Origin of the sequence: Paenibacillus paludis, assembly GCF_042610515.1 — a bacterium.
GTDB lineage: Bacteria > Bacillota > Bacilli > Paenibacillales > Paenibacillaceae > Paenibacillus_AQ.
On the sequence record NZ_JBGJZP010000009.1, the window covers coordinates 163,611 to 190,603 of the forward strand.

Below are 26,993 nucleotides of genomic sequence, written 5' to 3' on the forward strand. Positions count from 1 at the left end.
GCTAGCCGATTATACTGAATTATAAAATTCACAATCTGAAATAGTTGAAAGGTGCTGCCCATGTTATCGTTTTTGCTTACGCTTAAGCGTCTGGTGACCGGCTTATGGCGGGCGCTCAAACTTAAGAATTTTCAGGCATTGCTCGTATTGGTGGTCATCACGCTGACGTCCGGAACTATTTTTTATGTCAAAGAGGAAGGACTTTCTGTAATTGACGCGATCTATTTTTGCGTAGCCACGCTTAGTACAATCGGACATCCTACCTTTGTTCCGCAAACCACTTTAGGGAAAACTTTTACTATTGTCTACATCATCGTTGGCACCGGGTTATTCCTGGGGATGATCGGCTATATCGCTTACTTCTTGATCAAACAAACAGACAAGGAAAGTGATTGATCCGCAGCAAATAGAACAGAATAATTTCTTCTTAATTTATGAACTGTATGTGACGATAATAATTAAAAACATTCACATTTAGGAGATGCATCATGGATAATTTGACCGCACTTGTATTGGCTGCACCAATGATTAAGCAAATTCACGCACAGGATATTATGATTGGGATTACGGATAAGGAGATCTTTCATTACTACGCACCCAGCAAGGTACTTGATTTTGGCCTGACCAAGGGAAGTCCTGTTCCAGAGGATGACCCGTCGCTTGGAAACGCACTTGCAGGACGTGCTACGACGAATCGTCTGTCTGCCGAGCTGTACGGTGCGACTGTAATCTCCTCGGCAGTGCCGATTTACGGAGATGAAGGGGAGATTATCGGGGCATTTGCGATTGCTTATACGCTTGAGAACGAAGACAAAATGGAACAGCTGACTGATAGTATCAACCAGATCAGTGGCCAATTGATGGATATGGTCCAGAACGTTGCCGCACAGTCCGAGGAGCTGTCAGCTACGACGGCCCAAATTCTGGAGAATTCGCGCAAGACGGTTGAGGAGTCAAAGCAGGTGAACAAGGTGGCCGGTTTTATCCGTGAAATCTCGGAACAGACGAATCTGCTTGGCCTGAACGCAGCGATTGAAGCGGCCCGCGTAGGGGAGCAGGGTGCAGGTTTCGGTGTAGTAGCTACCGAAGTGCGCAAGCTTTCCGTCAACACAAAGGAAGCGACGAAGACGATCGAAGATTCACTCAGCACCGTGCAGCATTCCATTCTGCAGATGGAACAGGAAATTGAAGCCATTGCGGATTCTTCCTCTGCACAGGCCGAATTGGTCACCCAGTTCAGCGAGCTTATTGAGCGCCTGAATGAGACCAGCAGTGAGATGGAAAAGTTCATTTCATCTATTCTTCAATAAGCTCGGTAAAATTGGCTGCAACTGTAAAAGCTCCGCAAATGAGGACACTTATTTGCGGGGTTTTTTGCTATGAAGAAGCCCAAATGCGGTCTCTCCTGTTCAGGCAGGAGGTATTATTGACAATTACTTGTTAATAAATGGCCTATCTAGTTTAAGTAAGTGACATAGCTGTATTTCATGGTGGCATGCACGCTGTGCTGCATCATGATGAAATAGAGGCATTTTCAGGTTTGACAACCTGTATATACAGGTGTACAATCCATCTTGTATATACAGGTTAAAGAGAAGTGAGCTAAACCTATAATGGGTGGAAAATGCTACATACAACTAGGAGGGACAAATAAATGGCAAATACACCTGAACAACAATGGTGGCAGAAATCAACGGTGTATCAGGTCTATCCGAAAAGCTTCAAGGATACGACCGGGAGCGGAACAGGTGATATAAAAGGTTTGACCCGGAAGCTGGATTATTTGCAGGACCTGGGCATTGATATCGTTTGGCTGCAGCCGGTTTATGTATCCCCGCAAAATGATAACGGTTACGATGTCGCGAATTACCGGCAGATTGACCCGACTTTCGGAACGATGGAGGACTTCGATGAGCTGATGCATGAGCTTAATAAGCGCGGCATGCATCTGATGACGGATATTGTGGTCAACCATTCCTCAACAGAGCATCCCTGGTTTCAGGAAGCCCGCAAATCGAAGGACAATGCTTACCGCAATTATTATATCTGGAAAGATGCAGCACCGGACGGCGGTCCTCCCAACAACTGGCAGTCCAAGTTTGGCGGACCTGCATGGCAGTGGGAAGAGACAACGGGCCAGTATTTTTTGACACTGTTTGATAAGACACAGGCCGATCTGAACTGGGAGAACGAGCAAGTGCGGCAGGAAGTGGCCGACCTGATGATTTTTTGGGCGGAGAAGGGAGTCAGGGGATTCCGTATGGATGTTATCAACCTGATCTCCAAGGATCAGGGGTTTCCGGAGGATGACGGAAGTATTTCACCCGGTGACGGACGGCGTTACTATACGGACGGGCCGCGGGTGCATGAATACATCAAGGAGCTGTATGCCAAGGTCTTTGGTCCATACAATCTTGTAACTGTTGGAGAGATGTCTTCAACTACACTGGAGCACTGTATCCGCTATTCTAATCCGGAGGAGAAGGAATTCTCCATGACCTTCAACTTTCACCATCTGAAAGTGGACTACCAGAACGGGCAGAAGTGGGAACTGAAGCCTTACGATTTCGAGGAATTGAAGCAGCTGTTCACGAAATGGCAGTCCGGCATGCAACGGGGAGGGGGCTGGAACGCGCTCTTCTGGAACAACCATGATCAGCCGCGGGCTTTGTCCCGGTTTGCGGACGACGGAATCTACCGGGTGGAGAGTGCCAAGATGCTGGCGACGACGCTCCACGGGCTGCAGGGTACACCCTATGTGTACCAGGGTGAGGAGATCGGAATGGCAAATCCGAAATGGCTGGACATAAGTGAGTTCAATGATATCGAATCCACCAATATGTTCAAGATCCTGCAGGAAAGAGGCCTGTCAGCGGATGAAGCACTTGCCATCATCCGGGAACGCTCCCGCGATAATTCACGGACACCGATGCAGTGGGATGAGACAACGAATGCCGGATTTACCAGCGGAACCCCATGGCTGAAGGTGGATGAGAGTTACAAGAAGATCAACGTTAGCGCACAGCTTGGAGATCCGACTTCCATCCTGGCTCATTACCGTAAGCTGATCCGTCTGCGCAAGCAGGAAGAAGTGCTTACCAACGGACGTTATGTCCGGCTTGATGAGGCGCATCCTCAGATTTACGCGTATGCCCGGATTAACGAAACCGAAATACTGGTCATCGTTTCCAATTTCAGCGGTGAACATGTAGTATTTACTGCTGCCGAAGTGTTCTGGGAGACGGTCAAGGGCAAGGAAGCAGAGCTGCTGGTCGGTAATACCCCGCAGACCCCGGTATGGGGCCAGACGGTTGAGCTATCACCTTATGCATCCTACATGTGGATTATCCGATAACAGCACGAATATAACCTAACTAAATTAAGGAGTGAGAACATGGCGATTAACCGGCAAAACGTGGAGCAGATCGTACAGGCCATCGGCGGAAAAGACAATATCGAAGCAGCCACGCACTGTGTCACAAGGCTGAGATTTGCCTTGAAAGACGAGGGCAAGGTTGATACCTCTTCGCTGGAGCAGAATGATCTGGTGAAAGGTCATTTTTCTTCCCAAGGCCAATTTCAAGTGATTATCGGTCCGGGACTGGTGGACAAAGTATATGAAGAAATGATCGGCATTACCGGCGGAGCCCGTTCTTCGAAAGACGAGGTAAAGACGGCGGCCAGCAAACACCAGAATCCGCTGCAGCAGGCAATCAAGACACTGGCGGATATCTTTATTCCGATCCTCCCGGCCATTGTGATGGCGGGTCTGCTGCTTGGGATCAACAACATTCTGACGGGTCCCGGCATCTTTTTCGACGAACGTTCCCTGGTGGATGTGTATCCGCAATGGAAGGACATCGCTTCGATTATCAATACGATTGCCAGTACGGCCTTTACGTTCCTGCCCGCACTTATTGGATGGTCGGCAGTAACCCGGTTCGGCGGCAGTCCGCTGCTGGGGATTGTGCTTGGTCTTATCCTGGTTCATCCTGATCTGCTCAGTGCATACGGATATGCGGATGCCAAGCTGGAAGGTACGGTTCCGGTCTGGAATTTATTCGGCTGGGAAGTTAACAAGATCGGCTATCAGGGACAGGTGCTCCCGGTGCTGGTCTCCGCTTATCTGCTCGCCCGGCTGGAGCGCTGGCTTAACAAGCGTGTGCATGATTCCATTAAGCTGCTGGTCGTTGCACCGGTAGCGCTGCTGGTTACAGGATTTCTGGCGTTTACGGTTATCGGTCCGGTTACATTCATGATTGCCAACGCCATTACAACGGGATTGGTCAACATCTTTGGCTCCTTCCCGGCGCTGGGAGGACTCATTTATGGGGGGCTGTACGCACTGCTGGTTATTACCGGCATGCACCATACGTTCCTTGCTGTTGATATTCAGCTGATCGGCTCCGAAGGAGGAACCTTCCTCTGGCCGATGCTGGCGTTGTCCAACATTGCACAGGGTGCAGCCGCACTTGGCATGCTGTTCGTGGCCAAGCAGGAGAAGACGAAAGGTCTGGCCGTGACCTCTTCCATTTCTGCCTTCCTGGGGGTTACAGAACCGGCGATCTTCGGGGTTAACATCCGTTATAAGTATCCGTTTATCTTCGGGATGATCGGTTCGGGTCTGGCGGGCATACTGCTGGCGCTCAATAATGTACTGGCATCCTCCATCGGGGTCGGCGGGATTCCCGGCTTCCTGTCCATCTTCCCGAATCAATGGGGAATCTTCTTTGTCGGCATGGCCATCGTATTAATCATTCCTTTCGGAGCTACCGTATTGTTCGGCAAGATCCGCGGCCGGGGAGGAGAAGAACCGGATAATAACGCAAAGGCGGATAACGTCCAGGCCACAACTCCGGTTTCCCTTCCTCCGATGATTCAAGAGAAGGATGGTACCAAGGAATCAGCAGCGAATGTTCTGGAAATCGTCTCGCCGGTGAGAGGACAGATTGTACCGCTGGAAGAAGTGCCGGACCCGGCCTTCGCCGAGCGGCAAATGGGTAAAGGAGTGGCGGTAAATCCGTCCGAAGGAAAAGTGTATGCTCCATTTGACGCTACGGTCGCCCATGTCATCAAGAGCAAGCACGCGATGATTCTGGAGCATGCTACGGGAGTACAGATTCTGATTCATATCGGCATCAATACCGTTTCGATGAAGGGCAGCGGATTTACGGCTCATGCCGCCACTGGAGATCAAGTCAAGGCGGGTCAGCTGCTGCTTGAATTCGACCGGGATGTTATTACCGCAGCAGGATACCCGCTGACTTCACCGGTTATCGTGCCTGACGGGCAGGATATCATCGAACGGGTGGAGGAGCTGATCCCTAGTTCAAATCCTGTTCAGGGGCAGGCGGTTCCTGTTCTAAAGATCTATCTTAAAGGTTAACAATCGTGGTACTATGGGCATGGTGATTAAGGATGAATAAGAATATATATCTTCATATTTATAATGATTATTCGGCCCGGATTCAGTCCGGGCAGCTCCCTGCCGGCAAGAAGCTGCCCTCGGAAAGCGAGCTTGCTGAAGCTTACGGAACTTCAAGGGAGACGGTACGCAAGGCTTTGCTTATGCTCTCTCAGAACGGCTATATCCATAAGATTAAGGGCAAAGGTTCCTTTGTACTCGATACCCAGCGGATGAATTTCCCCGTTTCCGGCTTGGTCAGCTTCAAGGAAGTGTCCAAGAACCTGGGACGTTCCGTACGTACCATTGTATATGAGAACGGCTGTGTGCCCAGTACATCCGAGGAGGAACGGCGTCTTCAGATGAAGGAGCCGGGCCTGCTTTGGAAGGTAGTTCGTGCCCGGGAGATTGATGGGGAGAAGATCATCCTGGACAAGGATTATTTTCTAACCTCCTATGTACCGTCTCTCACTGCTGAAACCGTCGGGAATTCGATCTATGCGTATTTGGAAGGAGAACTTCATCTCACTATCAGCTACGCTAAAAAAGAGATCTCTGTGGAAGAAGCCACACCGGAGGATAAGCTTTTGCTTGATTTGCACGATTATCAGCATATTGTCGTAGTCCGCAACTATGTGCATCTGGTGGACACCAAGCTGTTCCAGTATACCGAATCACGGCACCGGCTGGATAAGTTTCAGTTCGTGGACTTTGCCCGGCGGGCTCAGAGCGAAAGGGATCTGTAGCATTGACGGATACCGTCCTTTTGAGGACGGCGAAGCCGTTTCCACTTGGGAAAAATTGGGTGTGATTCCTCCGTCAAAGAGGGATTGCACCCGATTTTTTATATGAAGAAGGGAGTCTGAATTATGATGGATAGACCTGAAAGTTGAGTAGAAGCTTTAAGCGGGTAGAATACGGAAGGTAAATTGTTAATAGAAAGCGCATACAAAACATCAGTCCATTTTTTTGAACACAGCCCATAACAGCCCAATCAAGCATAAGCCTACAGCCAGGAGGACAAAGGGGAGCCACTGCGGACCGGCTGCAGCGGTTATATTTATTGAGACCATTGGCGGGTTCACCCCCTTTCCGGGTAGAGATTGCAGGCTACTCTGTGGGGCCATAGACCAGTGAAATCTGATGCTCCTTGAAAAAATCAATCCATTCCTCCGATGGCTTGCGGTCTGTCACAATGTAATCCACCTTGTCAAAGCTGAACAATTTGATGAAGGCAATACGGTCGAATTTCGAATGGTCCACAAGCAGGATCACCTTGCTCGCCTGCTGCTGCATCAGAACCTTAAGCTCGCTCTCTGCTTCATTGGAATCACTCAGCCCGCCTGTCATAGACAGAGCTTTGCAGCTGAACAAGGCGACGTCCACATTGTACTTCTGTAGAGTATAGGAGGCAGTTGGTCCGACAAAAGAGTTCGTCTCAGCACCCAGCACACCACCGGTAGAGATCAGCTTGTGGCCGGAATGCTGGAACTCGGACAGGACTACCAGTGAATTGGTGATCACCGTCAGATTTTGTTTAACCTCGGTTATTTTCCTTAAAGCTTCAAAAGCGGTCGAACTGGTGTCTGTCATCAGGCTGTCGCCATCATTGATCAGTCCCAGCACGTTGTCGGCGATCATCCGCTTCTCGTCAAGATGGACTGAATGCCGGAGGGAGTAGGCGGGGTCTTCATTGGTGTGAACATTCAGAACCGCTCCGCCATAGCTCTTCTTGGCAATTCCTTCTTTATCCAGCTTGTCGAGATCTCTTCTTATCGTTTCTTCGGAGACTCCGAAATCCTGTGCCAGATCAGCAACATGGACTTTCTTATAGCGGTGCAGCTTGTTGATAATATATTCCCGGCGTTCAAAAGCTCTCATGTAGTTCCTCCTGCATTAAAACATCTATAAGGTTAGTGTACTACAATTCACTTCAGAAATAAAAGGATATTCCACATTTATTAGCGATTATCAAAATAAAATCCACAAAAAGTCACATTAACGTGTGGTTTTTTGTTGACATTCCATTTCCCAGATTTTATGATGAAGCAGATGAAAGCGATTTATTTATATTATAAACCCATTTACCTTTGAGGAGGTTGTTCAGTATGGCAGTAAAGTATCCGGCAATCGGCATTCGTCCAACGATCGACGGCAGAAGACGCGGTGTGCGCGAATCGTTAGAGCTGCAGACTATGGGAATGGCACAACGGGTAGCTGATTTTTTGCAGGGAAATTTGCGTTATCCTGATGGATCGCCCGTGGAATGCGTCATTGCGGATTCTACCATTGGCGGGGTCAGTGAGGCTTCGGCTGCACGTTCGAAGTTCTCCGGAGCAAATGTGGGGGTATCCATTACAGTAACTCCTTGCTGGTGCTACGGCTCCGAAACGATGGATATGGATGCGGCAATTCCCCATGCGGTATGGGGGTTCAATGGCACGGAAAGACCCGGTGCCGTTTATCTAGCCGCAGTTCTGTCGGCATACGCCCAGAAGGGAATTCCGGCCTTCGGGATCTACGGGGAGGATGTGCAGGACTCCGGAAGCGAGGAGATTCCGGCCGATGTTCAGGCCAAGCTGCTCCGGTTTGCCAAATCGGCGTTGGCTGCTGCCATTATGAAGAGCCGCTCCTATTTATCCATGGGTTCCGTTTCCATGGGAATCGCCGGTTCCATCGTGAACGACCAGTTCTTCCAGGAGTATCTGGGCATGCGTAATGAATATATCGACATGTCTGAGTTCGTGCGCCGCTTCGAAGAGGAAATCTATGATCCGGAGGAATTCGCGCGGGCCTTGAAATGGACCAAGGAGAACTGTCAGATAGGGCCTGACAACAACCCTGCCCATCTGCAGGTCAGCGAAGAAGAGAAGGAGAAGCAGTGGGAGATCTGTGTCAAGATGGCCCTGATCGGACGTGACCTCATGATCGGCAATCCTGTGCTTGCGGAGCTTGGCTTTGAAGAAGAAGCGCAGGGACATAACGCTATTGCTGCAGGCTTTCAAGGGCAACGCCAGTGGACCGACCATTTCCCGAATGGCGACTTTATGGAGACGATCCTGAATTCCTCCTTTGACTGGAACGGCAAACGGGCACCTTATATTCTGGCTACCGAAAATGACAGCCTGAACGGCGTGACGATGCTGTTTAATTATCTGCTGACGAATACGGCGCAAATATTCGCTGATGTCCGCACGTATTGGAGTCCGGCAGCCGTGAAGCGTGTGACCGGCTACGAGCTGGAAGGCGCTGCTGCGAATGGCCTGCTTCATTTGATCAACTCCGGTTCGGCCGCGCTAGACGGAACCGGGCAGCAATCCCTCGAAGGCAAGCCGGCGATCAAGCCCTTCTGGGACATTACGGATGAAGAAGTGGCTGCTTCGCTTAAGGAGACCTTCTTCCGCCCTGCCTCGCAGGAATATTTCCGCGGCGGCGGTTTCTCTACCGACTATTTGACCAAAGGCGGCATGCCTGTCACGATGGCGCGGCTTAACCTCGTCAAAGGCTTGGGACCCGTTCTGCAGCTGGTGGAAGGGTATACCGCCGAACTCCCCGGAGAGGTTCACCGCCAGTTGGATGAACGCACCGATCCGACCTGGCCGACCACCTGGTTTGCTCCAATCCTTACCGGAACCGGCTCGTTCAAATCGGTCTATGATGTGATGAACAATTGGGGAGCCAATCATGGAGCCATCAGCTACGGCCATATTGGAGCCGATCTGATAACACTTGCTTCTATACTGCGAATTCCAGTCAGCATGCATAACGTCGACGAATCACAGATCTTTAGACCGCGTGTGTGGTCGCTGTTTGGAACAGACAGCCTGGAGGATGCCGATTACCGGGCATGCCGCAATTTCGGTCCGCTGTATCATTGACAGAACTTAGGCAGGTGGTTTCGATGAGCGAGTTCAAAAGAGTGCTGGCCGTGGATCTTGGAGCCAGCTCCGGCAGAGTGATTCTGGGAACTTATGACGGCAGCCGCATTGTCACCGAGGAGCTTCACCGGTTTGCCAATACTCCGCTGCACATCGGCGGGGATTTACACTGGAACGTGCTGGAGCTGTTTCAGGAAATTAAGCAGGGTATCAGGCAGGCCTGCAGCAAATACGGGGAGCTGCTTAGTCTTAGTGTGGACACCTGGGGAGTGGATTACGGCGTGCTGGATCAGGACGGAATGCTGCTGTATCCGCCTCACCATTACAGAGATCAGCGGATGCAGGAATACCGCCTCAAGCTGGAAGAGCTGCTGCCGCCGGAGGAACAATTCCGCCTGACCGGCAACCAGCCGGACCCCATCAACACAGTGTATCAGCTGTTTGCTGATGTTCAGCGGAATCCTGAACTGCAGGCAAATGCTGGCCGTATCTTAATGATGCCGGATTTATTTCATTATTTATTATCAGGAACAGCCGCCGCCGAGAGGACGATCCTCAGCACAAGCGGCCTCATGAAGGCCGGCACGGCAGAACTCTCATCCGAGGTGTTCAGCAGACTGGGAATTCCTCCGGCGCTGATTGCCGAGAGGGTGGATGCCGGGACAGTTATCGGCTCCCTGCTTCCCGGCCTCCGCAAGGAATTCGGAGGCAGTGCCCTGCAGATCATTGCCGGCGCTTCACATGATACAGCTTCAGCGGTTGCTTCCATTCCCTATCGTGACAAGGAGCATGCAGCATTTATCAGCTGCGGCACCTGGTCGCTGGTCGGATTGGAAACGGAGCAGCCCGTGCTTACAGAGCGCTGCTACCGTTATGGCTTCACCAATGAGAGCTGCTACGGCAGGGGCAACCGGCTGCTGAAGAATATTACGGGTCTTTGGCTGCTGCAGGAAACCCAGAGAGCCTGGGCGGAAGCCGGTGTGGCCCTTAGCTTCGGGGAAATGGTGGAGCTGGCCGAGAGCGAGCAGGCTGTGCAAGGTCTGATCAATCCGGGTGATCCGCTGTTCAGCACCCCGGGAGATATCCCCGGACGTATTGCGGAATATTGCCGCAGCACCGGACAGCCGGTGCCGGATACCAAAGGTGCAGTCGTCCGGCTCATTCTAGTGAGCCTCGCCGAGGCGTACCGCAAGGCGATCGCGGAGCTGGAGGAGCTCACCGGCAAAACGATCCGTACCGTGCATATGGTTGGCGGCGGTATTCAGAACCGGCTGCTGTGCCAGCTGACGGCGGATGCGACCGGGAAAGAAGTGATCGCCGGCCCGGTCGAAGCAAGCGCGATCGGGAACGTTATCGTGCAGCTTAATGCACTTGGCTTGCTGGATTACAGCCGGGCCGGGGAAGTGGCCGCCGCTTCCGGAGGTCTTGCCGTGTACCGGCCTGTTCAAGAATGAATATACAAAGAGGAGAAATGACAATGGATGAAATGGAACGGAAATTACGACTGCAGATTTGCGACATTGGGAGAAACCTGTTCAATAAAGATTATATTGCCGCCAATGACGGCAATATTTCAGCAAGGTTGAACGAACACGAAGTATTGGCCACCCCTACAGGTGTAAGCAAAGGATATCTTGAGCCGGATATTCTGGTGAAAGTTAATCTTCAGGGCGAAATTCTGGAGGCACAGGAAGGCTACCGCCCTTCGACAGAGGTGAAAATGCATCTGCGGATCTACCGGGAACTTCCCGGCATCCATGGTGTGGTTCACGCCCATCCGCCATTTGCCACCGCCTTTGCCATCAAGGGAGAAGCACTGGATAAGATGATGATGCCGGAATCGGTCATTGCCATGGGCGAGATTCCTCTGGCCCCGTACGGTACGCCTTCCACTGAGGAGGTTCCTGATTCGATTATGCCCTTCCTCGGCAAGAAATCCGCTGTGCTGCTGGAAAGCCACGGGGCCTTGTCCTGGGGGAAGGATGTAATGGCGGCTTACATGAATATGGAGAGATTGGAGTATACAGCGAAGCTCACTTTTCTGACCCGCATGATCCAAGGGGAGCGTGAACTGCCGGCAGACCGGATCGAGCAACTGGTAGCACTTAGATCATTTTACGGAATGTAAAGGAGATTATAGGATGCTCAAAAAGATTCCCAAGCTGCTGTCCCCTGAGCTCGTACGGATAATGATGGAAATGGGCCATGGGGATGAGCTGGTGCTGGCGGATGCGAATTTTCCGGGACATGCGCTGCATCCAAGGGTGACAAGATGCGATGGCATAGGAATTCCCCAGCTGCTGGCCGCTATTCTGGAGCTGTTTCCGCTGGATCATTATGCCGGGCATCAGGCCGTTCTGATGGATGTAGTGCAAGGTGATCCCACTGTTCCTGTGATCTGGGATACTTATAAGGAGATTATTAGGGGTGTTGATCCTCAAGCGGTGATTGGTTACGAGGAACGCTTCAACTTCTATGAACGGTCCAAATCCGCTTATGCGATTGTAGTAACCGGGGAAGAAGCGCTGTATGGCAATCTCATTCTTAAAAAAGGCGTTATTGAAGGGTGAAAGTAGAATTACAGGCATTTTTTAATTTTTTTGTAATATACTTGAGTGTTGCGAAATCGACTTGAATGTTTTGAAAAAAACAGAGCTGTAGAAGGTTACCATATGAATGGGACATCTCCTTTATCTGGAAATTGTGGTCTGGTAAACGACAATTTCTCCAACAAGGCTGGATGTCCTTCTTCTGTCTGCCTATTCGATAAAAGTTCTAACCGTTGCCGCGAATACTCAGCGCCCCCTCGTTAGCCCTCTGCTTATATAACTTAAATATAAAATATCCCAAATTTGTTTTAATCGTTCCCAAATGGGTTATATATCTCCTGTGCTTTGTAATGGGTAATTTTGGATTACGCACCATAACCCTCATTAAGACAACCCAGACAGGAGAGGACGTTAGTGAAAGTGAAACAATTGGCAATGATTATGCTCATCATGTGTATGATTCTAACAGGCTGCATGGGGGGCGGCAAGGAAGCCGGTCCAGCGCCTTCACCCGCACCGACGGCCAGTCCGGCTGCAGAAACGAAGAAACCTTCAGGGAACCCTCCGCCGGACGCTTCGCAGACGGTGTATAATCTGAAGCAGAAATACGATACTGACAACAATCCGGGCATCATGCCTATGTATAATGTTGAGCAGGATATGGAATTTATCTTCAGATTCAATACGGATCTTGGCTCAGAGGCAATTGGCAAGACGCTGTCCGTACATACCGATATCAAGGCACTGCCGGAGAGCAAGGTAGGGACCCTTGAAGACTCACAGCTTGTAGGTGGCAAAAGCGTATACTCCATCAAGCCGCTCGGCTTCGGCGTACTCCCTTCCGATTCCTTGCGCGAAGCCGGAGGCAGCTCCTGGGGGAACGCCCCCGTGTACTACATCCGGCTCAACTATGACCTGGATGCCAAATCGCCTACTCCGCTGAAGCAGCCGATTATCATTCCGTTTACGGTGAAATCGGATCTGCCCACACCGACTCTGGATGCCGACATCAGCCCTGACGGCAGACTGACTCTCGTATGGAATGAGGTGCCGGGCGCAGAGAGCTACAATATTTACAGCGCTTCGCATATCACGATGGAGAATACCAATGAGGCGCTGAACGGGGCGGAGCAAGGATATGTGAATCAGCGTCCGCTGAAGATTGCGACGGTGCCCGGCACTTCTTATAACGACTTCATGAAGGACGGGCGCGGTGCGCTTGGCATTGTGGATGAGACCATCACCAGCCTTCAGAACAACAATGTGCAAGGTGAATATTATGTCACCGCTGTTCAGGGAGGCAAAGAGTCCAGGTTCAGCCGCTCGGTGGATACCGTGTCGCTGTCCAAGCTGCTGCCGCGCACCGTAGCTTCCGAGGATAATATCAACCTGAAATTGTTCAAGAACGCTGCCGAATTGCCCAAGACTGTACCTGTCCAGTTCATTGACGGCTCCAAAGCCTCGGGGACTGTGATATATGACACGGATTCCATCACGATTCAGCAGTCCGGTCCAACCGATGTGCCATACTCCATTCAAGGTACAGCGCTCAAGGGGTACGTACAGGTTACGCAGTTGGCGGATGCCGATATTGCAGGTCTTGCAGCCGCCCAGAGCAAAGGGGCCAATCAAGGGTATGTGGAGCCGGAGAATAATACGGAGTATGTGCCTGCCCCTGATGTTCCGACCATCATTGACAACGACAATGCGGGCGAATCCGGCGATAATGCCATTGACCGGCAGAAGGAAAATACCCGCAGCAAGGTAGATGAGGGGAACAAGCAGGCCGTGCCTGCCTCAACGATCCGGGCGGACCTGATTCATGCCGATTCTGCGCTGGAAGAGTATCTCGCCTTGTTACTGATCAGCGGAAAGACCGAAATTTCGCTTCTGGCCTTCCCGGAGGCGCAGAATGCGCGAACCCTGGTCGATGTAGTGGAAAAAGTAGTCTATCAGAACCCGCTCATTCTTGGATTCCGCAGCTACGGCTACGATTATCAGAACCTGACGCTGCATGTGGAGTACGATGATTCAGCCGAGGTCATTGCGTCCAAACAGCGTGAGATCCTCTCAGAGGCAGATAAAGTGATCGCCGCCACACTCAAGGACGGTATGAGCGCCGATGAGAAGCAGATGGCGATCTACGATTATCTGAATGACAATACCGCCTATGACGATGCCGCGCTGGAGAATGCCAAGGAGCAGCAGTTCAAGAGTGTGGATGCCAAATTCAATGATTCCTTCAGTACCTACGGCATTCTGGTCAAAAAAGTTGGCGTATGTATGAGCTATGCACACACCTTCCAGTTGCTCGCTGACCTGTCCCAGGTCCCTTCGATGGTGGTCACAGGAACCATGAGCGGCGTGAATCACGCCTGGAACAAAGTGAAAATCGGCGCGGAATGGGTCAATGTCGATCCGACCAATAATGCTACCAATAGCGGACTTCCCTATCTGCTCTACAATTCCAGCGATGCCACTGCCACAGATGTAGAGTATGCGATGGACAAGGCTTATTGGCTGGACCATGAGCTGTCCCTGTTCCAGGCCACCAGCAATGCCTATGATTATTATGTGACGCAAGGGCTTGAGGTGGATTCCCTGGAAGCGTACAAGACCAAATTGGCCGAACAGTTGAAGAATGGGGAGACCCTGGTGGTCCTGCGCGTTCTGGCCGATACAGACAGTTCAGAGCTGATGCAGAAGACCGCCGAGGTCATCAAGCAATATGATGCAACCAAGCTGGACAAAGCGGGTATGGTTGAATTCGGAAGCTACGTGGCGGTTCAGCTGTAAGCCTGGCCCCTATAGAAATGCCAAAAGGTAAGCTCCTGCAGCGGAGCTTACCTTTTGACTTTCCAGAAGAAACAAATTGCAGTCTGGGCTATGAACTTAGTTCCAAAAATATTACATCCGCTTATACCCGACATCCCATACTTTTTGGTTCCCCTCAATGGTGATCTTCAGCTCGTTCCCCGGCTCGAGAGGAATCTTGAATATCGACGGGAATAGATCAGGATCACTCCGCTGATCTTCTCCAGAGCCGGTCATTATCTCTTTTCCATCGAGGGTAACACGGATGCTTCCCGAATAATCGGTTGGTTCAGGGATTCCGTTATAGAACGAGAATATCGTCTCCCCCTCAGACGTATACGTGAACGTTCTAGAATCTACGCCTTCAGCGCCATACATATTATACAAGGGCTTTACAGTTTGACCGCTTATTTGAAAGCCGTCCTCCGGCTTGTCTCCAGCGGATGAATTCCCCGAACTGTCCGTCCATTCATTGATCGCCACAAACGGGCCTTCTACTTTGGTTGTCGCTTTATCTATCGCCCCGCTTAATCCCCATACGGCTGTTTTAGGCAGAGAGTCGAAGCAATTTTAGAATGTCGAAAAGAGGCTTCTTTTCCAGGGCTTGCTGATACACAATGAATGGGACATCTCCTTTATCTGGAAATTGTGGTCTGGTAAACGACAATTTCTCCAACAAGGCTGGATGTCCTTCTTCTGTCTGCCTATTCGATAAAAGTTCTAACCGTTTGACTTTAATTTCATTTGTTCGTCAGCATGTTTTTTACAAGACTCAAGTAATATAGTGAATACAAAAGGGGCGCTCCGTAACCATTTCTGGTTGTCGGAGCACCCCTTAGTAGGNTGACTTTAATTTCATTTGTTCGTCAGCATGTTTTTTACAAGACTCAAGTAATATAGTGAATACAAAAGGGGCGCTCCGTAACCATTTCTGGTTGTCGGAGCACCCCTTAGTAGGTTGTGATTATTCGCTGCGCAGCGCCGTTACCGGATTCTTCTTGGCGGCAAGCTTGGCCGGAATGAATCCGCCGAGCATGGTGAGCACCACGTTGATGAGGATCAGCAGCAAGGCATGCAGCGGATTTAATTGGGCGACATTGGAAAGATCTGTGAGCGATTTAATAATGATGTTCGCCGGGATGGTCAGCAGATAGGTAATTCCTATCGCCAGAACCCCGGAAAAGGCACCGATGATAAAGGTTTCTGCGTTGAAGACACGCGTGATGTCCTTTTTGCGTGCACCTAATGCGCGTAGCACCCCGATCTCCTTAGTCCGCTCCAGTACAGAAATATAAGTGATAATTGCGATCATAATCATGGAAACGACGAGCGAGATCGAAGCAAAGGCAATCAGTACAAGTGTTATGGCATTCATAATCCCGCCGGTCAGGCCGGTAACGATGGCCGCCATGTCCGTGTATACGATCATATCACTCTCAGGCAGGTCTTCATTCCATTTGTCCAGATACTTCACGATGGCTTCCTTGGAATCAAAGTCCTTCGGATAGATGGAGATCGAAGCCGGAATGCTTGTAGCACCCAGAGCAGCCAGAACATCTTCTTTCACAGGAGCCGTATTACTGCCTGCGCCACCTGGCATCATGGGTGCACCAGGCATCATGTCTGTCTGAGCAGAGGTTTTCGGAAACACATCGCCGGTCAGAAGGTTAACGGTATCTTCCTGCTCCTGGGCCTTTACCACCTTGGAAGCCTGTGCGGAGGTAATGAAGCGGAGCGCCAGGTCGTCGGAATAGGCGATCCCGGCAGCCATAGTGGACATCGGAGAATCCTTCTGCGCCCGGATAATTCCTGCAATCCGAAGTGGAATGGCATCCGTGCTGTTATACATATCGCTTAAATTGGCAGCCGTTCCATTGACCACGAAATGGTCACCGGATTTTACATAGTACAGATCATTCGGGATCAGCTTAAACTCTTGGCCGACAATATCGTCAAATTTGATGCTGTCCGAAGTATAATCCAGGCCGAGTGCTTCTACCGAAGCAACATTCAACTGGTTGTATTCATCCACGATCAGTACAAGGTCGGTATCCTTGGACGGAAACGAACCGGCGAGCAGGTCATAATAGTTCTCCAGATAACTTCCGGGAGCACCGCCTGCCTTACTTGGGAATGAGGAGAAGTAGCTTGTATTGATGGCAGTTGCTGTTTTACCATCAGACTTTAGAATGTTCATATTCACTTTACGGGCATAAGAGATGCCGTCGATCAGGGACGGATCAATCTGCTTCGCAAAGTCCAGATATTTTTCGGTCAGAACATTGGTGTGCATAATGGTATTGGCACTCGGATCGTATGGATAGATTTCCTGCGAGTCGCTGTACTCCTCCTTGCTGGTTGCTGCATTATCTGCCGCAGTTTCCGAGCGGTCAAAGCTCATCGCAGACTGGCTGATCGACACCGGGAAATTGGAGAGCGCACCCGCCTCATAGTTGTTGATTTGTTTATTGAAGCCGTTGGAGAGCGCCAGGATTAAGGCAATCCCGATGATACCGATACTGGAGGCGAAAGCGGTTAAGGTCGTTCTCCATTTTTTGGTCATGATGTTTTTGAAGGACAATTTGAGCGCTGTGGAGAAACCCATTGCTGTCTTTTTCAGCTTGTAGTCAGAGCTTACTTTCTGATCGGGAAGCGGATCGGTGTCAGAAATGATTTTACCGTCTCTGAATTCCACAGTCCGGTCAGTGTATTTCCGGGCCAGTTCAGGGTTATGCGTAACCATAACGACCAGCTTATCCTTGGCGATTTCCTTGATCAGCTCCATAATCTGTTCACTTGTCTGGGTATCCAACGCTCCTGTAGGTTCGTCGGCAAGAATAATGTCGGGGTCATTGGCGAGCGCCCGGGCGATGGCTACACGCTGCATTTGACCGCCGGACAGCTGGTTCGGCTTCTTGTGCAGGTGATCTTTAAGGCCAACCTTCTCCAGCACCTCTTTTGCCTTGTGCCGTTTCTCGGCTGCGGGGACACCGCTGAGGGTCATGCCCAGCTCGACATTGTCCATAATACTCAGATGTGCAATCAGATTATAGCTTTGAAAGATGAAGCCGACGCTATTATTACGGTAAGCATCCCAATCGCTGTCCTGAAAGTTCTGTGTGGATTTACCGTTAATGATCAGGTCTCCGCTGTCATATTGATCCAGCCCGCCGATGATGTTCAGGCAGGTGGTTTTACCCGAGCCGCTGGGACCCAGGATGGCGACAAATTCATTTTCCCGTAAATTGAGGCTGACCTTATCGAGCGCTACCTGTGTGAAATCTCCTGTTGTGTAGCTCTTGCTGATGTTTTTTAGCTGCAGCATATCTGTAAACCTTCCTTTCAAATAAAGCAATAAAAGTTGAACAAAAGAACTACCTAGAGGCAAAAGCAGCGGAGGGGAAGTTTGGAACTGTAGGAGCGATAGCGACCGCCTTTGTCTACGGATTTCAACTGCTAAGAGCGGTATAAATCAAGAAATCTGTAGACAACAGCGGCCGGAAGTCCAAACATTCACCGCAGTTGCGTTCTATGCCAGCTTGGTAAATCTAAAGTTCAACATATATAGCTTGATGATTGCTGACAGCATATCATACGAATATGAACTGAACATCAACTGGCTTCCGGCTACAGGGAAAGACTATAATTTATTCAAAGGCTAAAGAATGCAGGTGATTTCATGATTACTATACTTGTTGTGGAAGATAATGAGACGTTGCGCCAGCTGATCTGTACGGTGCTTGGGAAACATGGCTACAGGGTGCTTGCAGCAGAGGATGGTCAGAGTGCGCTGGATATTTTGGAAGCGGAATATATTGATTTGATTATTTCTGATATTATGATGCCGCAAGTGGACGGTTACGAGCTGATTGAGCATCTGAGGCAATCCAATAACAATCTGCCTGTGCTGATCATTACGGCAAAAGACAGCTTTCAGGACAAGCAGAAAGGGTTCCTTGTCGGCACAGACGATTATATGGTGAAGCCGGTTGATATCAATGAGATGGTACTGCGGGTGGGGGCTTTGCTGCGCCGGGCGCAGATTGTTAATGAACGCAAGCTGACTGTGGGCCGGGTGACCCTCGATTATGATTCTGTAACGGTCTACAGGGATGGGGATAATACGGTTCTCCCGCAGAAAGAATTTTTCCTGCTATATAAGCTGATTGCTTATCCAAACAAAATATTTACCAGGCAGCAGCTGATGGATGAAATCTGGGGGATGGATACGGAGACGGATGCCCGGACAGTGGATGTTCATATCAACCGGCTGCGGGAACGTTTCAGGGAATATACGGAGTTTGAGATTGTAACGGTCCGGGGACTCGGGTATAAGGCGGTGAAGCATATATGAAAAAGAGGTTCAGCAATTTATGGTTTGCCTTTGTGATGCTGGTATTTATGATCATGCTGTCTTCTGCGGTCTTTATGATGACTATTATATTCGTTATAAAGAGATTCACAATCATCGAGCCGGGCCAATTCCACGCCTTCGGATTTCTGGCAGCGGTACTGCTTACAGGGATCCTTACTGGAACGCTTATCACTGCCGTCATCGGGCAAAAAATATTGCTTCCCATCAGCAGACTGAGAGAAGCAACCAAGGAAGTCGCCAAAGGCAACTTTAATGTTCAGTTGTATGAGAATATTAAGATTGAAGAATTCCGGGAGATGGCCAAGGATTTCAATAAGATGGTTCAAGAGCTCCAAGGGATTGAAACACTAAGGACCGATTTTGTCACGAATGTATCCCATGAATTCAAGACGCCTATCACAGCCATTGAGGGCTATGCTGCACTGTTGCAGAATTCGGATCTTCCAGCCGAGGAAAGAGAGGAATACGCGGGCAAGATCATTAGCAGCACGAGGCAATTATCCATGCTGACCAACAATATTCTGAAGCTGTCGAAGCTGGAGAACCAGGAAATCATCATTGAAAAAACAGAGTTCAGTCTGGATGAGCAGATCCGCCAGGCGCTTCTTCTCCTGGAGCCGCAGTGGAGCGGCAAACAGCTGGATCTGGAGATTCAGTTGGCGGAGACTGGCTTCTACGGCAGCGAAGAGCTGCTGATGCAGGTATGGATTAACATTCTGGGGAATGCGGTAAAATTCTCAAGAGAATACGGGAACCTGTCCGTCACCTTGACCGAATCCCCCCAGAACGTGAGTGTTGAAATTACCGATACCGGAATCGGCATGACCCCGGAGGTGCAGCGGCATATCTTTGAAAAGTTCTACCAGGGCGATAAAGCGCGGGCTTCTTACGGGAACGGGCTCGGACTGCCTTTGGCCAAACGGATTGTCGACCTGTGCGGGGGACGGATTGTTGTGAGCAGCAAGCCGGGCCAGGGCTCGACATTCCTCATTGAATTGCCAAGAGGATAAAGATCGGGAACCTCTTACTGCGAGCGGACACCGGACCAGAAGGTAAGCCCGTCAAGGGGATAATCGGCTCTGCCGGAGGCCCCGGCTGCTGAACTCAAGGAGAGCTGCGTACCGTTTGACTTAAGCTTGAACAGCTGCTCAATATGATGTATTCCCGCCGGATGGGTTTCCTCATATACACTCAGGGCAACCCCGGCGGCCACTCTGGCAGTGATTGCGGATTCCCGCATTCCTTCGATACCGGCTTCCATGACAACAGCTTTACCGCTCCGAACACCATAAGCATCAACTTTGACAGCATATTGTTCTGAACCCAGCCGAAGTTTGCCGAAAGCCTGGACCGTGAGCTTGCGGATGACTTTGTTGCGGAAGAGGGCGGTTAAGCCGATTTTCCGCATAAAAGCGATGCCGGAGGTGGCCACCCGGGAATCAAAGCATAAACGTGTAGCGACAGAAGGGACTTTCAAGGTATAGGGCAGGATCTGCTGATCGGAAAAAGGGAAAAGGTAGGTCTTGCGCGTTCCCGGCGTACCTCCGAAATTCACCTGCTTGCGTTCCGTGAAGCTTCTTGCGGCAACCTTGTGTCCTTGCTCCACACGCTCAAAGGCAGAGCCGAGACTATCAACCGTCCATTCCAGGGCAGCTTGGCCGTGACTGTCGCCCAGACCCAGCATGATGGAGATGTCGATGCGCTCACGTGTATCCAGTTCATTCACCGCTTTGAGGGATAGCAGATTGGTTAAGCCGGGAGCAAGCCCCACGCTTAGAACAGCTGTACCCTTGAGCCCGGCTGCTGTGTCTCCCAGGCTCTGAAGCAGCCGGAAGTATTCCCCATTTGCCGACACATCGACATAATGGGTTCCGCTGCGCAGGCAAGCCTCCGCAAACGCGGTATCCTGCTGATCCAGGCACATGACCACCAGCTTGGTCCGCTTCAGCAGTTCTCCATCTATCGCTTCTCCCACACTAAGCCGCAGCGGCTTCACTTTGCCGTCTGTCGTCCTGCAGAATTGTTCCGCACGTTCGAGGCTTCGTCCCGCCGCATATACCACTCCAGGATGCTGTTCTCCCAGAAGCCGGCAAATTTCTGCGCCGACATGGCCATACCCGCCGACAACCACTATGTCTGTTTTCATTTCGCAACCTCTTTTCCTTGCTTCACAGCGAACCAGCCATCAATCAGATAGGAGCTGAAGAAGCGGGTGACACCGGAGAACCCGCTGCTTGCGAGCAACGCTAGAAGTTCATGTTCCGGAATGGGGAAGGAGGTTTCACCGATGGAATGCTCGAACCATTCGCATTCCTGCCCGGATATCCCGCCTGCCAGCATGTGTTTTTTCCATGCCTTTAGCGGCAAGGACCCGGGGATAGAACGGACGTCCCCGCTTAAGGTTGCCACAACCAGTATCGCCCCCTCCTTAAGCCGGCTATGGATTTCTTCCAGCATCCGCTGCTTCTGTCCGGTTTCCTTGACAAAGTGAAGCACCAGCATGCATGTGGCGGCGTCAAACAGCTTGTTCTTGTCCAGTTCATCAACCGTGCTTTGCTGGAGAGTGATTTCAGCGGCCAGCTCCGTGCGCTGCATCCGCTGCCGGGCAAGCTCAAGCATCGCCGTTGACAGATCAATGCCAGTGAGCCGCCAGTGCTCATGCTGAGCGCCGAGGGTTATCAATTCTTGTCCGCCTCCGGCCCCGACAATCAGCAGGTCTGCCGGAGTTTCGCCGCCGAGGTGTGCACTCAGCAATTGCTCCATGATGTCATAGAGCAGAGGATACCCCGGTATTTTTGCAGCGATTGTTGTCTCGTAATGCTGAACATCGGGATGCTCCCAGTCTCTGGCATGATGTAAATGTTTCTCTTGCATGATATCTGCTCCTGTCTCTATAGCTTGAATGTGAGTTCTCCTGATATATAATAAGAATTATTACTAATTATCAGGATTAAACACGGAATAGGCTATCCCACATATGTGGGATTTGGAAAGGACATCAGGATGAGCGAGGTTCTAAAAGGCTTGAGGATGCTGGAAATCAACCGGCAGGAGATGAGAATGACATCTCCGCAATACAGGGAGGCGGTAATCTCCAAGCTGCGGCAGTACATTCCGTTTACCGCTGCCTGCTGCACTACCGTGGACCCGCATACGCTGCTGTCCACCGGGGCGATCACAGAGCAGGGTCTTGAGGATCTGCACCCGCAGTTGTTTGAATATGAATATCTGCATGAGGATTATATGAAGTATGAGCAGTTGGCCGCAGCGGCAGTGCCGGTCGCCTGTTTAAGTGGTGTAACGGAAGGGCAGCCCGGGCGGAGTGAACGTTACCGCAACGTACTCCAGCCTGCGGGCCTGGGAGACGAGCTCCGGGCTGCGCTGGTTGAAGGCGGTGGCTGCTGGGGGTTCTTAACCTTGTTCCGGTCGCAGCACGAACCTCCTTTTCAGGAGCGGGAGTGTGCGGTGATATCATCTGTTGTTCCGCTGATTGCCGGCGCACTCCGCAGCTATGCCTCCGAGCCCCCTCTGGGACGGATGGATACCGCACCGGAGGACAGTGGAATCATGATTCTGACGGACCAGCTGCTTCCGGTCAGCGCGAATAGTGCGGCCCAATATTGGATGAACCGTCTGCAACAGCTGGAACGGTTGGATCACGGAGTTCTTCCCCGGCCGGTCAATGCCGTATGCCTGAGGGCACTTGGCGAGAATACGGAACCAGGAGGCTTGCCTTCCAAGGCGAAATTATGCCTGCGTGTCGAGGATGGGGCTTACTTGACAGTTACGGCCAGCAGGCTTGAAGGAAGCGGCGGGAAGACGGAGCTGGCCGTTGCCTTTGTCTATGCCAAGTCCTCGGAGATCTTCCGGCTGCTGGCCGATGCCTGCCAGCTGACCGCCAGGGAGAAGCAGCTGGCCGAAATGCTCTCCCGCGGATTATCTACCAAGGAGCTGGCGGAGTCGCTGCATATTTCTGCGTACACCGTACAGGATCACCTGAAATCGATCTTCTCCAAGACCGGCGTATCCAGCCGGAGAGCGCTCATCAGCAAGCTGTTCTCACAGGGGATGGAATAGCCGGTAAGCACGCTAAACAAACAGTCCCGATGCTGATACAAGGGGACTGTGCTGGCTTTTATAGGAGCTGCGGGATCTGGGAAGTGAAAGCAGGATGGGTCCAGTGCTTCTCGCTGCCGGGAAGATCATCGAACCATTCCGCATCCGGTGGACATTCCAGGATCATAAATTTGCCGTACTCCTGCGCTCTGGACTGATGGTATTTCAGATAGGCCTTGCCGTCTTCAATCGCCAGTATCTCGATTTTGCCGGAGGAGTGGCTCATGGATAGACGGACTCTTTTACCCAGACCTGAGGTTCTGGCCTTGGCTTCCTCAACAATGTTGTAGACACGCTCCAGCGGCAGAACGAACTCGCGGTTGCCGGCAATGGGCCGGTTCACGAAGAAATAATAGGGAGTGACTCCGGCCCAGGACAGCCGGTCGAGCAGTTCTCCGAGTACCGCCGGATCATCGTTGATGCCTTTCAGCACCGGTGTTTGATTAACTACGATTGCCCCGGCATTATGAAGTGCTCTGAATGCTTGTTTGGCTTCGGGCGTAATTTCCCGGGGATGATTAATATGCGCCATGACGTAAATGCGTTTGTCCTCCGATGAATAGGTACGGATTAGTTCCAGCAGTTCTTCGTCCTGATAAATGCGCATGGGATTAAATACGGGAATTTTGGAGCCCAGCCGGATAATCTTCACATGGTCAATGGATCTCAGGCTTTCGATGATGAAGCGCAGCTTGGAGGTAGAGAGAATCAGGCTGTCTCCGCCGGTAAGCAGCACATTATTGATCTCAGGATGATTCCTGATGTATTCCAGCCCAGGAGCCACATCGGTTTGTGCTTCCTTCACATCATTGCGGAACAGGCGCTTGCGGAAGCAGTAGCGGCAGTAAGCTCCACACACCTCGGAGACAATCAGAAGGGCCGTTGTTCTGTATTTGTGCTGACATCCCGGCACTACATAATTCATTCCCTCATCGGATGCATCCCAGCAGCCGTACTCCGCAAGTTCACCTTCACTTGGAATGACGAGCCTGCGGATCGGATCACCCGGGTCATCCCAGTCGATCAGCGACAGATAATAGTCATTGACCCGAAAGGCAAATTTGCCGGTGATCTCCTTCAGCTTTTCTTTTTCCGTTTCAGACAGCATGGCAACCTTGTTGATATCCGTTATGTACCTTACCTTTTGCACTTGCATCTCTCCTTGGTCTCATAGTGTGAGAAGTAAGGGAGCCTTGAGGTCGATAGCCAAACTGCTGCCAGCAGGGTCATTAGAATACAAAAAAGAGACCCTTAGCAAGGGTCTCTGGTTATGAATATACCTAAAAAAGCAGACCCATCCACTACTGACGAGGTTAGCTGACGGACTCGGGTAAGATGGTACCCTACATTCTGTGAATGATTCGCCCCAAAAGACTGGTTCCCCCGCTTTCCTGCCCAAAGGCTGGAAATTAAGCGTAGGTAAAGTATAACCCGGGAAGTTTTGAAAAGTCAAAGCTAAACTTGCCCGCGGCAAGGCATACGGGGCCAAGCCAAATCAGCAGAGTAGAAATTTTTTTTGTTGTGGGATTGCCGGTCGTTTTGAAATGCTTCATACGCAGAGTCCCGGCCGCAAGGCATAGAAACGCGAAATCCTTTGTACAGAAAGGTTTTTTTGTTTTTTTTGGTGCAAACAGGAGCGACCGGGAAAACGCTTTTTTTAGGCTTGTCCCCAGTTTCGTTTTTGTGCAATTGTAACCGCCCTCATATGATGGAAGATAAGCTGCCCCGGTTGACGCGGCCAGAAAACCTTTGTTATGGTTTTTACAGACATACGCCAGCCGGAAGCATTTTTGGAAGCGGATTGCACGCTTTTGTGTGAGCTTAGCTTACCGGACTACTGTGAGGGAGATGGTTGATTTGATCAAAGGGATTATATTTGATTTTGACGGAACGATTATCGACACGGAAACAGCTTGGTACACCGCTTTTAGCGAAGCCTATGGAGAGCATGGGGTAGACCTGTCGCTGGAACAGTATTCTACTTGCATAGGCACCAGCCTTAACAGTTTTAATCCCTACGAATATTTGATGACTGACCTTAAGCTGCCTATCGACCGGATGGCATTCAGAACAGCGGTCCAGCAGAGGCACAGCAAGCTGATGGAGCTCGAACAGATGCGGCCGGGAATTCAGCAATATCTGGATGCTGCCCAGGACGCCGGACTGCGGATTGGCCTTGCTTCCAGCTCCTCTATGGACTGGGTGGAACGGCATTTGGAGCTGCTGGGCATACGCGATTATTTCGAGAGCATCCGCACCTCCGATCATGTGGAGAAGGTGAAGCCTGATCCGGAGTTGTATAACCAGGTCATGTCCTCTCTTGACATTAAACCACATGAGGCAGTCGCTATTGAGGATTCGCCAAACGGCGCAAGAGCTGCGACTGCAGCCGGAATGTTCTGTGTGGTGATCCCGAATGCCATTACCCGTTTTCTTGAATTTGATATGCCGCATCACCAGACCGAAAGCCTAAGTCTTCTTGACTTCGATCACGTGATTTCCCGGAGCTGCTTCGAAATCTCTGATGTGCAGGTATAAATCACTACGGTGTACTAATTTTCTGCGTATAACAACTATGATTCGTGAAATTTTATAGAGTTGAATTTACTAAAGGGGGACACCGATTTGAGAGCCGTACATTTTGGAGCGGGCAATATTGGCCGGGGATTTATCGGTCCAGTGCTGTCAGACTCCGGTTATGAGGTTTGTTTTGTCGGAAGAAATAAGCTGAAAATCGCTCAGCTGCAGGAACGGGGGCGCTATCCCGTTACCCTTGCCAATGATGAGCGGGACCGCTTTATTGTGGAGAATGTAACTGCCCTTCATCTGAATGATCAGAAACAGGTGGCTCAAGCTGTTGCAGAGGCTGAGATCGTGACGACAGCGGTCGGGCTAACAGCGCTGAAAGACATTGCCGGAGCCATCGCGCAGGGTATCGAGAACAGGCTAAACAGCAACCCCTATCCGAAGCCGCTTCATATTATTGCCTGCGAGAATGGCGTGGGAAGCAGCCAAAAGCTTAAAAATCTGGTTTACCGCCATTTAAAGCAGCCTTTAAAGGGGCGTGCAGACCGCTGTGTCGCCTTCCCCGATGTTATGGTGGATCGCATCGTTCCTGTACAGACGCATAAAGATCCGCTGGAAATCGTAGTGGAGCCGTTCAGTGAATGGGTCATTCCCCGCAGCGAGTTAATCGCTGATTATACGGAAATCAAAGGCGTCCATTATGTAGACTCCCTCGATTCCTATCTTGAACGGAAGCTGTTTACGGTGAATACCGGGCATTGCAGCGCAGCGTATTTCGGTTACCTGGAGGGCTGCTCCAGCATTCAGGAGGCGATGTCCGACCCCGGAATTAAAGACCGTGTCCGTGGAGTGCTGCAGGAGACCGGCGCGTTGCTGGTCCATTTATACGGTTTTGATCCTGCGGCGCACGACAGATATATCCATAAGATCATGGACCGGTTCATCAACCCGAACTTCAACGATAAAATATCGCGCGTAGCACGTTCCCCGCTTCGCAAGCTTTCACCAAATGACCGGCTGCTCCGGCCTGCTATGCTTGCCCATGAGCTTGGTCTAGAGACCTCGTATCTGGTGTCGGCCATTACTTCCGCACTTCTCTATGGCGACCCAAATGATCGGGAAGCCGTGCTTCTTCAGGAAGAAATTCGGACTGCCGGTTTAAGCGCAGTGCTTGCCGCCCGGTTAGGGGTTCCAGCCGAACATCCGCTTCACGGCGAAATCCTCAAGACATACCGGAGAGCCTGCTTGAGACATCCTCATATGGCCAGCAGCGGCTTTGAATCCATGGTTCAAATTCTTCGCGGCTAAGCTGTCCAGAAATTCGCATATCA

The 26,993-nt window shown here is 50.9% G+C and carries 21 protein-coding genes and 1 riboswitch; of the genes, 15 read left to right on the forward strand and 6 right to left on the reverse strand.

Translation table 11 applies throughout. The features are described 5' to 3' along the window. Positions 1–60 precede the first annotated feature (60 nt). The 5 genes from ACAN56_RS18990 to treR all read left to right on the forward strand — a co-directional run bounded on the left by ACAN56_RS18990 (position 61) and on the right by treR (position 6,150). The gene (locus tag ACAN56_RS18990; RefSeq protein WP_038589938.1) at positions 61–396 is read left to right on the forward strand and encodes a potassium channel family protein; all 336 of its coding nucleotides are present in this window, start codon (positions 61–63) and stop codon (positions 394–396) included. A gap of 92 nt (positions 397–488) precedes the next feature. Then, entirely contained in the window at positions 489–1,310 is an 822-nt protein-coding gene (locus tag ACAN56_RS18995) for a methyl-accepting chemotaxis protein (RefSeq protein WP_038589941.1), read from the forward strand. 344 nt (positions 1,311–1,654) lie between these two features. Further along, positions 1,655–3,355 carry an alpha,alpha-phosphotrehalase gene (treC, locus tag ACAN56_RS19000; protein ID WP_379144980.1) on the forward strand — a complete coding sequence of 567 codons (1,701 nt, stop codon included), beginning with the start codon at positions 1,655–1,657 and terminating at the stop codon, positions 3,353–3,355. Between the two features lie 39 nt (positions 3,356–3,394). Further along, the gene (treP, locus tag ACAN56_RS19005; RefSeq protein WP_379144982.1) at positions 3,395–5,386 is read left to right on the forward strand and encodes a PTS system trehalose-specific EIIBC component; all 1,992 of its coding nucleotides are present in this window, start codon (positions 3,395–3,397) and stop codon (positions 5,384–5,386) included. A 32-nt stretch (positions 5,387–5,418) separates the two neighbouring features. Continuing rightward, the gene (gene treR, locus ACAN56_RS19010) at positions 5,419–6,150 is read left to right on the forward strand and encodes a trehalose operon repressor (RefSeq protein WP_379144984.1); all 732 of its coding nucleotides are present in this window, start codon (positions 5,419–5,421) and stop codon (positions 6,148–6,150) included. 364 nt (positions 6,151–6,514) lie between these two features. Here treR and ACAN56_RS19015 read toward each other — a convergent pair whose 3' ends face one another. Next, entirely contained in the window at positions 6,515–7,285 is a 771-nt protein-coding gene (locus ACAN56_RS19015; RefSeq protein WP_038589951.1) for a DeoR/GlpR family DNA-binding transcription regulator, read from the reverse strand. Positions 7,286–7,512: 227 nt separating this feature from the next. Here ACAN56_RS19015 and ACAN56_RS19020 point away from each other — a divergent pair, with 227 nt between their 5' ends. From ACAN56_RS19020 to ACAN56_RS19040, 5 genes are all read left to right on the forward strand, one after another. Further along, positions 7,513–9,282, forward strand: a complete 1,770-nt coding sequence (locus tag ACAN56_RS19020) for an L-fucose isomerase (RefSeq protein ID WP_379144987.1) — start codon at positions 7,513–7,515, stop codon at positions 9,280–9,282. 23 nt (positions 9,283–9,305) lie between these two features. After that, the gene (locus tag ACAN56_RS19025) at positions 9,306–10,736 is read left to right on the forward strand and encodes a rhamnulokinase (RefSeq protein ID WP_379144989.1); all 1,431 of its coding nucleotides are present in this window, start codon (positions 9,306–9,308) and stop codon (positions 10,734–10,736) included. A gap of 23 nt (positions 10,737–10,759) precedes the next feature. After that, positions 10,760–11,410: a class II aldolase/adducin family protein gene (locus tag ACAN56_RS19030; protein ID WP_038589957.1), complete on the forward strand. Its 651-nt coding sequence runs from the start codon at positions 10,760–10,762 to the stop codon at positions 11,408–11,410. Positions 11,411–11,423: 13 nt separating this feature from the next. After that, positions 11,424–11,852 carry an L-fucose mutarotase gene (fucU, locus tag ACAN56_RS19035; protein ID WP_038589960.1) on the forward strand — a complete coding sequence of 143 codons (429 nt, stop codon included), beginning with the start codon at positions 11,424–11,426 and terminating at the stop codon, positions 11,850–11,852. A 393-nt stretch (positions 11,853–12,245) separates the two neighbouring features. Then, the gene (locus tag ACAN56_RS19040; protein WP_379144993.1) at positions 12,246–14,627 is read left to right on the forward strand and encodes a transglutaminase domain-containing protein; all 2,382 of its coding nucleotides are present in this window, start codon (positions 12,246–12,248) and stop codon (positions 14,625–14,627) included. 111 nt (positions 14,628–14,738) lie between these two features. Here the strand turns inward: ACAN56_RS19040 and ACAN56_RS19045 are convergent, their stop codons facing one another. Next, entirely contained in the window at positions 14,739–15,128 is a 390-nt protein-coding gene (locus ACAN56_RS19045; RefSeq protein WP_231578425.1) for a hypothetical protein, read from the reverse strand. A gap of 481 nt (positions 15,129–15,609) precedes the next feature. Next, positions 15,610–17,970: an ABC transporter ATP-binding protein/permease gene (locus ACAN56_RS19050; RefSeq protein WP_038589965.1), complete on the reverse strand. Its 2,361-nt coding sequence runs from the start codon at positions 17,968–17,970 to the stop codon at positions 15,610–15,612. A 354-nt stretch (positions 17,971–18,324) separates the two neighbouring features. Between ACAN56_RS19050 and ACAN56_RS19055 the strand changes: the two genes are divergently transcribed. Both ACAN56_RS19055 and ACAN56_RS19060 read left to right on the forward strand, forming a co-directional pair. Next, positions 18,325–18,999, forward strand: a complete 675-nt coding sequence (locus ACAN56_RS19055; RefSeq protein WP_379144996.1) for a response regulator transcription factor — start codon at positions 18,325–18,327, stop codon at positions 18,997–18,999. Further along, complete coding sequence (locus tag ACAN56_RS19060; protein WP_038589971.1) at positions 18,996–20,030, forward strand: HAMP domain-containing sensor histidine kinase; 1,035 nt, start codon at positions 18,996–18,998, stop codon at positions 20,028–20,030. The genes ACAN56_RS19055 and ACAN56_RS19060 overlap by 4 nt, the downstream gene beginning before the upstream one ends. A 14-nt stretch (positions 20,031–20,044) precedes the next feature. On the opposite strand, the gene ACAN56_RS19065 is transcribed toward ACAN56_RS19060, so the two are convergent. Together ACAN56_RS19065 and ACAN56_RS19070 are read right to left on the reverse strand one after the other, a co-directional pair. Further along, a complete protein-coding gene (locus ACAN56_RS19065) occupies positions 20,045–21,166 on the reverse strand; it encodes a saccharopine dehydrogenase family protein (RefSeq protein ID WP_379145000.1) in 1,122 nt (373 codons plus the stop codon). After that, positions 21,163–21,894 carry a class I SAM-dependent methyltransferase gene (locus ACAN56_RS19070; RefSeq protein ID WP_038589975.1) on the reverse strand — a complete coding sequence of 244 codons (732 nt, stop codon included), beginning with the start codon at positions 21,892–21,894 and terminating at the stop codon, positions 21,163–21,165. The genes ACAN56_RS19065 and ACAN56_RS19070 overlap by 4 nt, the downstream gene beginning before the upstream one ends. Before the next feature lie 129 nt (positions 21,895–22,023). Between ACAN56_RS19070 and ACAN56_RS19075 the strand changes: the two genes are divergently transcribed. After that, positions 22,024–23,097: a helix-turn-helix transcriptional regulator gene (locus tag ACAN56_RS19075; RefSeq protein WP_038589978.1), complete on the forward strand. Its 1,074-nt coding sequence runs from the start codon at positions 22,024–22,026 to the stop codon at positions 23,095–23,097. 58 nt (positions 23,098–23,155) lie between these two features. On the opposite strand, the gene ACAN56_RS19080 is transcribed toward ACAN56_RS19075, so the two are convergent. Next, positions 23,156–24,292 (reverse strand): KamA family radical SAM protein, encoded by a 1,137-nt coding sequence (locus ACAN56_RS19080; protein ID WP_379145003.1) that lies wholly within the window; start codon positions 24,290–24,292, stop codon positions 23,156–23,158. A gap of 131 nt (positions 24,293–24,423) precedes the next feature. Continuing rightward, a riboswitch (cyclic di-AMP (ydaO/yuaA leader) is annotated at positions 24,424–24,562 on the reverse strand. A 431-nt stretch (positions 24,563–24,993) separates the two neighbouring features. On the opposite strand from ACAN56_RS19080, the gene ACAN56_RS19085 reads away from it, so the two are divergent. Both ACAN56_RS19085 and ACAN56_RS19090 read left to right on the forward strand, forming a co-directional pair. Further along, on the forward strand, positions 24,994–25,674 hold the full coding sequence (locus tag ACAN56_RS19085) for an HAD family hydrolase (RefSeq protein ID WP_038589984.1): 681 nt from the start codon (positions 24,994–24,996) through the stop codon (positions 25,672–25,674). Between the two features lie 87 nt (positions 25,675–25,761). Next, the gene (locus tag ACAN56_RS19090) at positions 25,762–26,970 is read left to right on the forward strand and encodes a mannitol-1-phosphate 5-dehydrogenase (RefSeq protein WP_038589987.1); all 1,209 of its coding nucleotides are present in this window, start codon (positions 25,762–25,764) and stop codon (positions 26,968–26,970) included. Positions 26,971–26,993 lie beyond the last annotated feature (23 nt).

What these genes read in the sequence shown, in the direction of transcription:
- fucU (WP_038589960.1), top strand. Translation starts at nt 11,424, where the DNA reads ATGCTCAAAAAGATTCCCAAGCTGCTGTCCCCTGAGCTCGTACGGATA.
- ACAN56_RS19080 (WP_379145003.1), bottom strand. Translation starts at nt 24,292, where the DNA reads ATGCAAGTGCAAAAGGTAAGGTACATAACGGATATCAACAAGGTTGCC.
- ACAN56_RS19025 (WP_379144989.1), top strand. Translation starts at nt 9,306, where the DNA reads ATGAGCGAGTTCAAAAGAGTGCTGGCCGTGGATCTTGGAGCCAGCTCC.
- ACAN56_RS19070 (WP_038589975.1), bottom strand. Translation starts at nt 21,894, where the DNA reads ATGCAAGAGAAACATTTACATCATGCCAGAGACTGGGAGCATCCCGAT.
- ACAN56_RS18995 (WP_038589941.1), top strand. Translation starts at nt 489, where the DNA reads ATGGATAATTTGACCGCACTTGTATTGGCTGCACCAATGATTAAGCAA.
- ACAN56_RS18990 (WP_038589938.1), top strand. Translation starts at nt 61, where the DNA reads ATGTTATCGTTTTTGCTTACGCTTAAGCGTCTGGTGACCGGCTTATGG.
- ACAN56_RS19015 (WP_038589951.1), bottom strand. Translation starts at nt 7,285, where the DNA reads ATGAGAGCTTTTGAACGCCGGGAATATATTATCAACAAGCTGCACCGC.
- treP (WP_379144982.1), top strand. Translation starts at nt 3,395, where the DNA reads ATGGCGATTAACCGGCAAAACGTGGAGCAGATCGTACAGGCCATCGGC.
- ACAN56_RS19030 (WP_038589957.1), top strand. Translation starts at nt 10,760, where the DNA reads ATGGATGAAATGGAACGGAAATTACGACTGCAGATTTGCGACATTGGG.
- ACAN56_RS19050 (WP_038589965.1), bottom strand. Translation starts at nt 17,970, where the DNA reads ATGCTGCAGCTAAAAAACATCAGCAAGAGCTACACAACAGGAGATTTC.
- treC (WP_379144980.1), top strand. Translation starts at nt 1,655, where the DNA reads ATGGCAAATACACCTGAACAACAATGGTGGCAGAAATCAACGGTGTAT.
- ACAN56_RS19075 (WP_038589978.1), top strand. Translation starts at nt 22,024, where the DNA reads ATGAGCGAGGTTCTAAAAGGCTTGAGGATGCTGGAAATCAACCGGCAG.
- ACAN56_RS19065 (WP_379145000.1), bottom strand. Translation starts at nt 21,166, where the DNA reads ATGAAAACAGACATAGTGGTTGTCGGCGGGTATGGCCATGTCGGCGCA.
- treR (WP_379144984.1), top strand. Translation starts at nt 5,419, where the DNA reads ATGAATAAGAATATATATCTTCATATTTATAATGATTATTCGGCCCGG.
- ACAN56_RS19060 (WP_038589971.1), top strand. Translation starts at nt 18,996, where the DNA reads ATGAAAAAGAGGTTCAGCAATTTATGGTTTGCCTTTGTGATGCTGGTA.
- ACAN56_RS19055 (WP_379144996.1), top strand. Translation starts at nt 18,325, where the DNA reads ATGATTACTATACTTGTTGTGGAAGATAATGAGACGTTGCGCCAGCTG.
- ACAN56_RS19020 (WP_379144987.1), top strand. Translation starts at nt 7,513, where the DNA reads ATGGCAGTAAAGTATCCGGCAATCGGCATTCGTCCAACGATCGACGGC.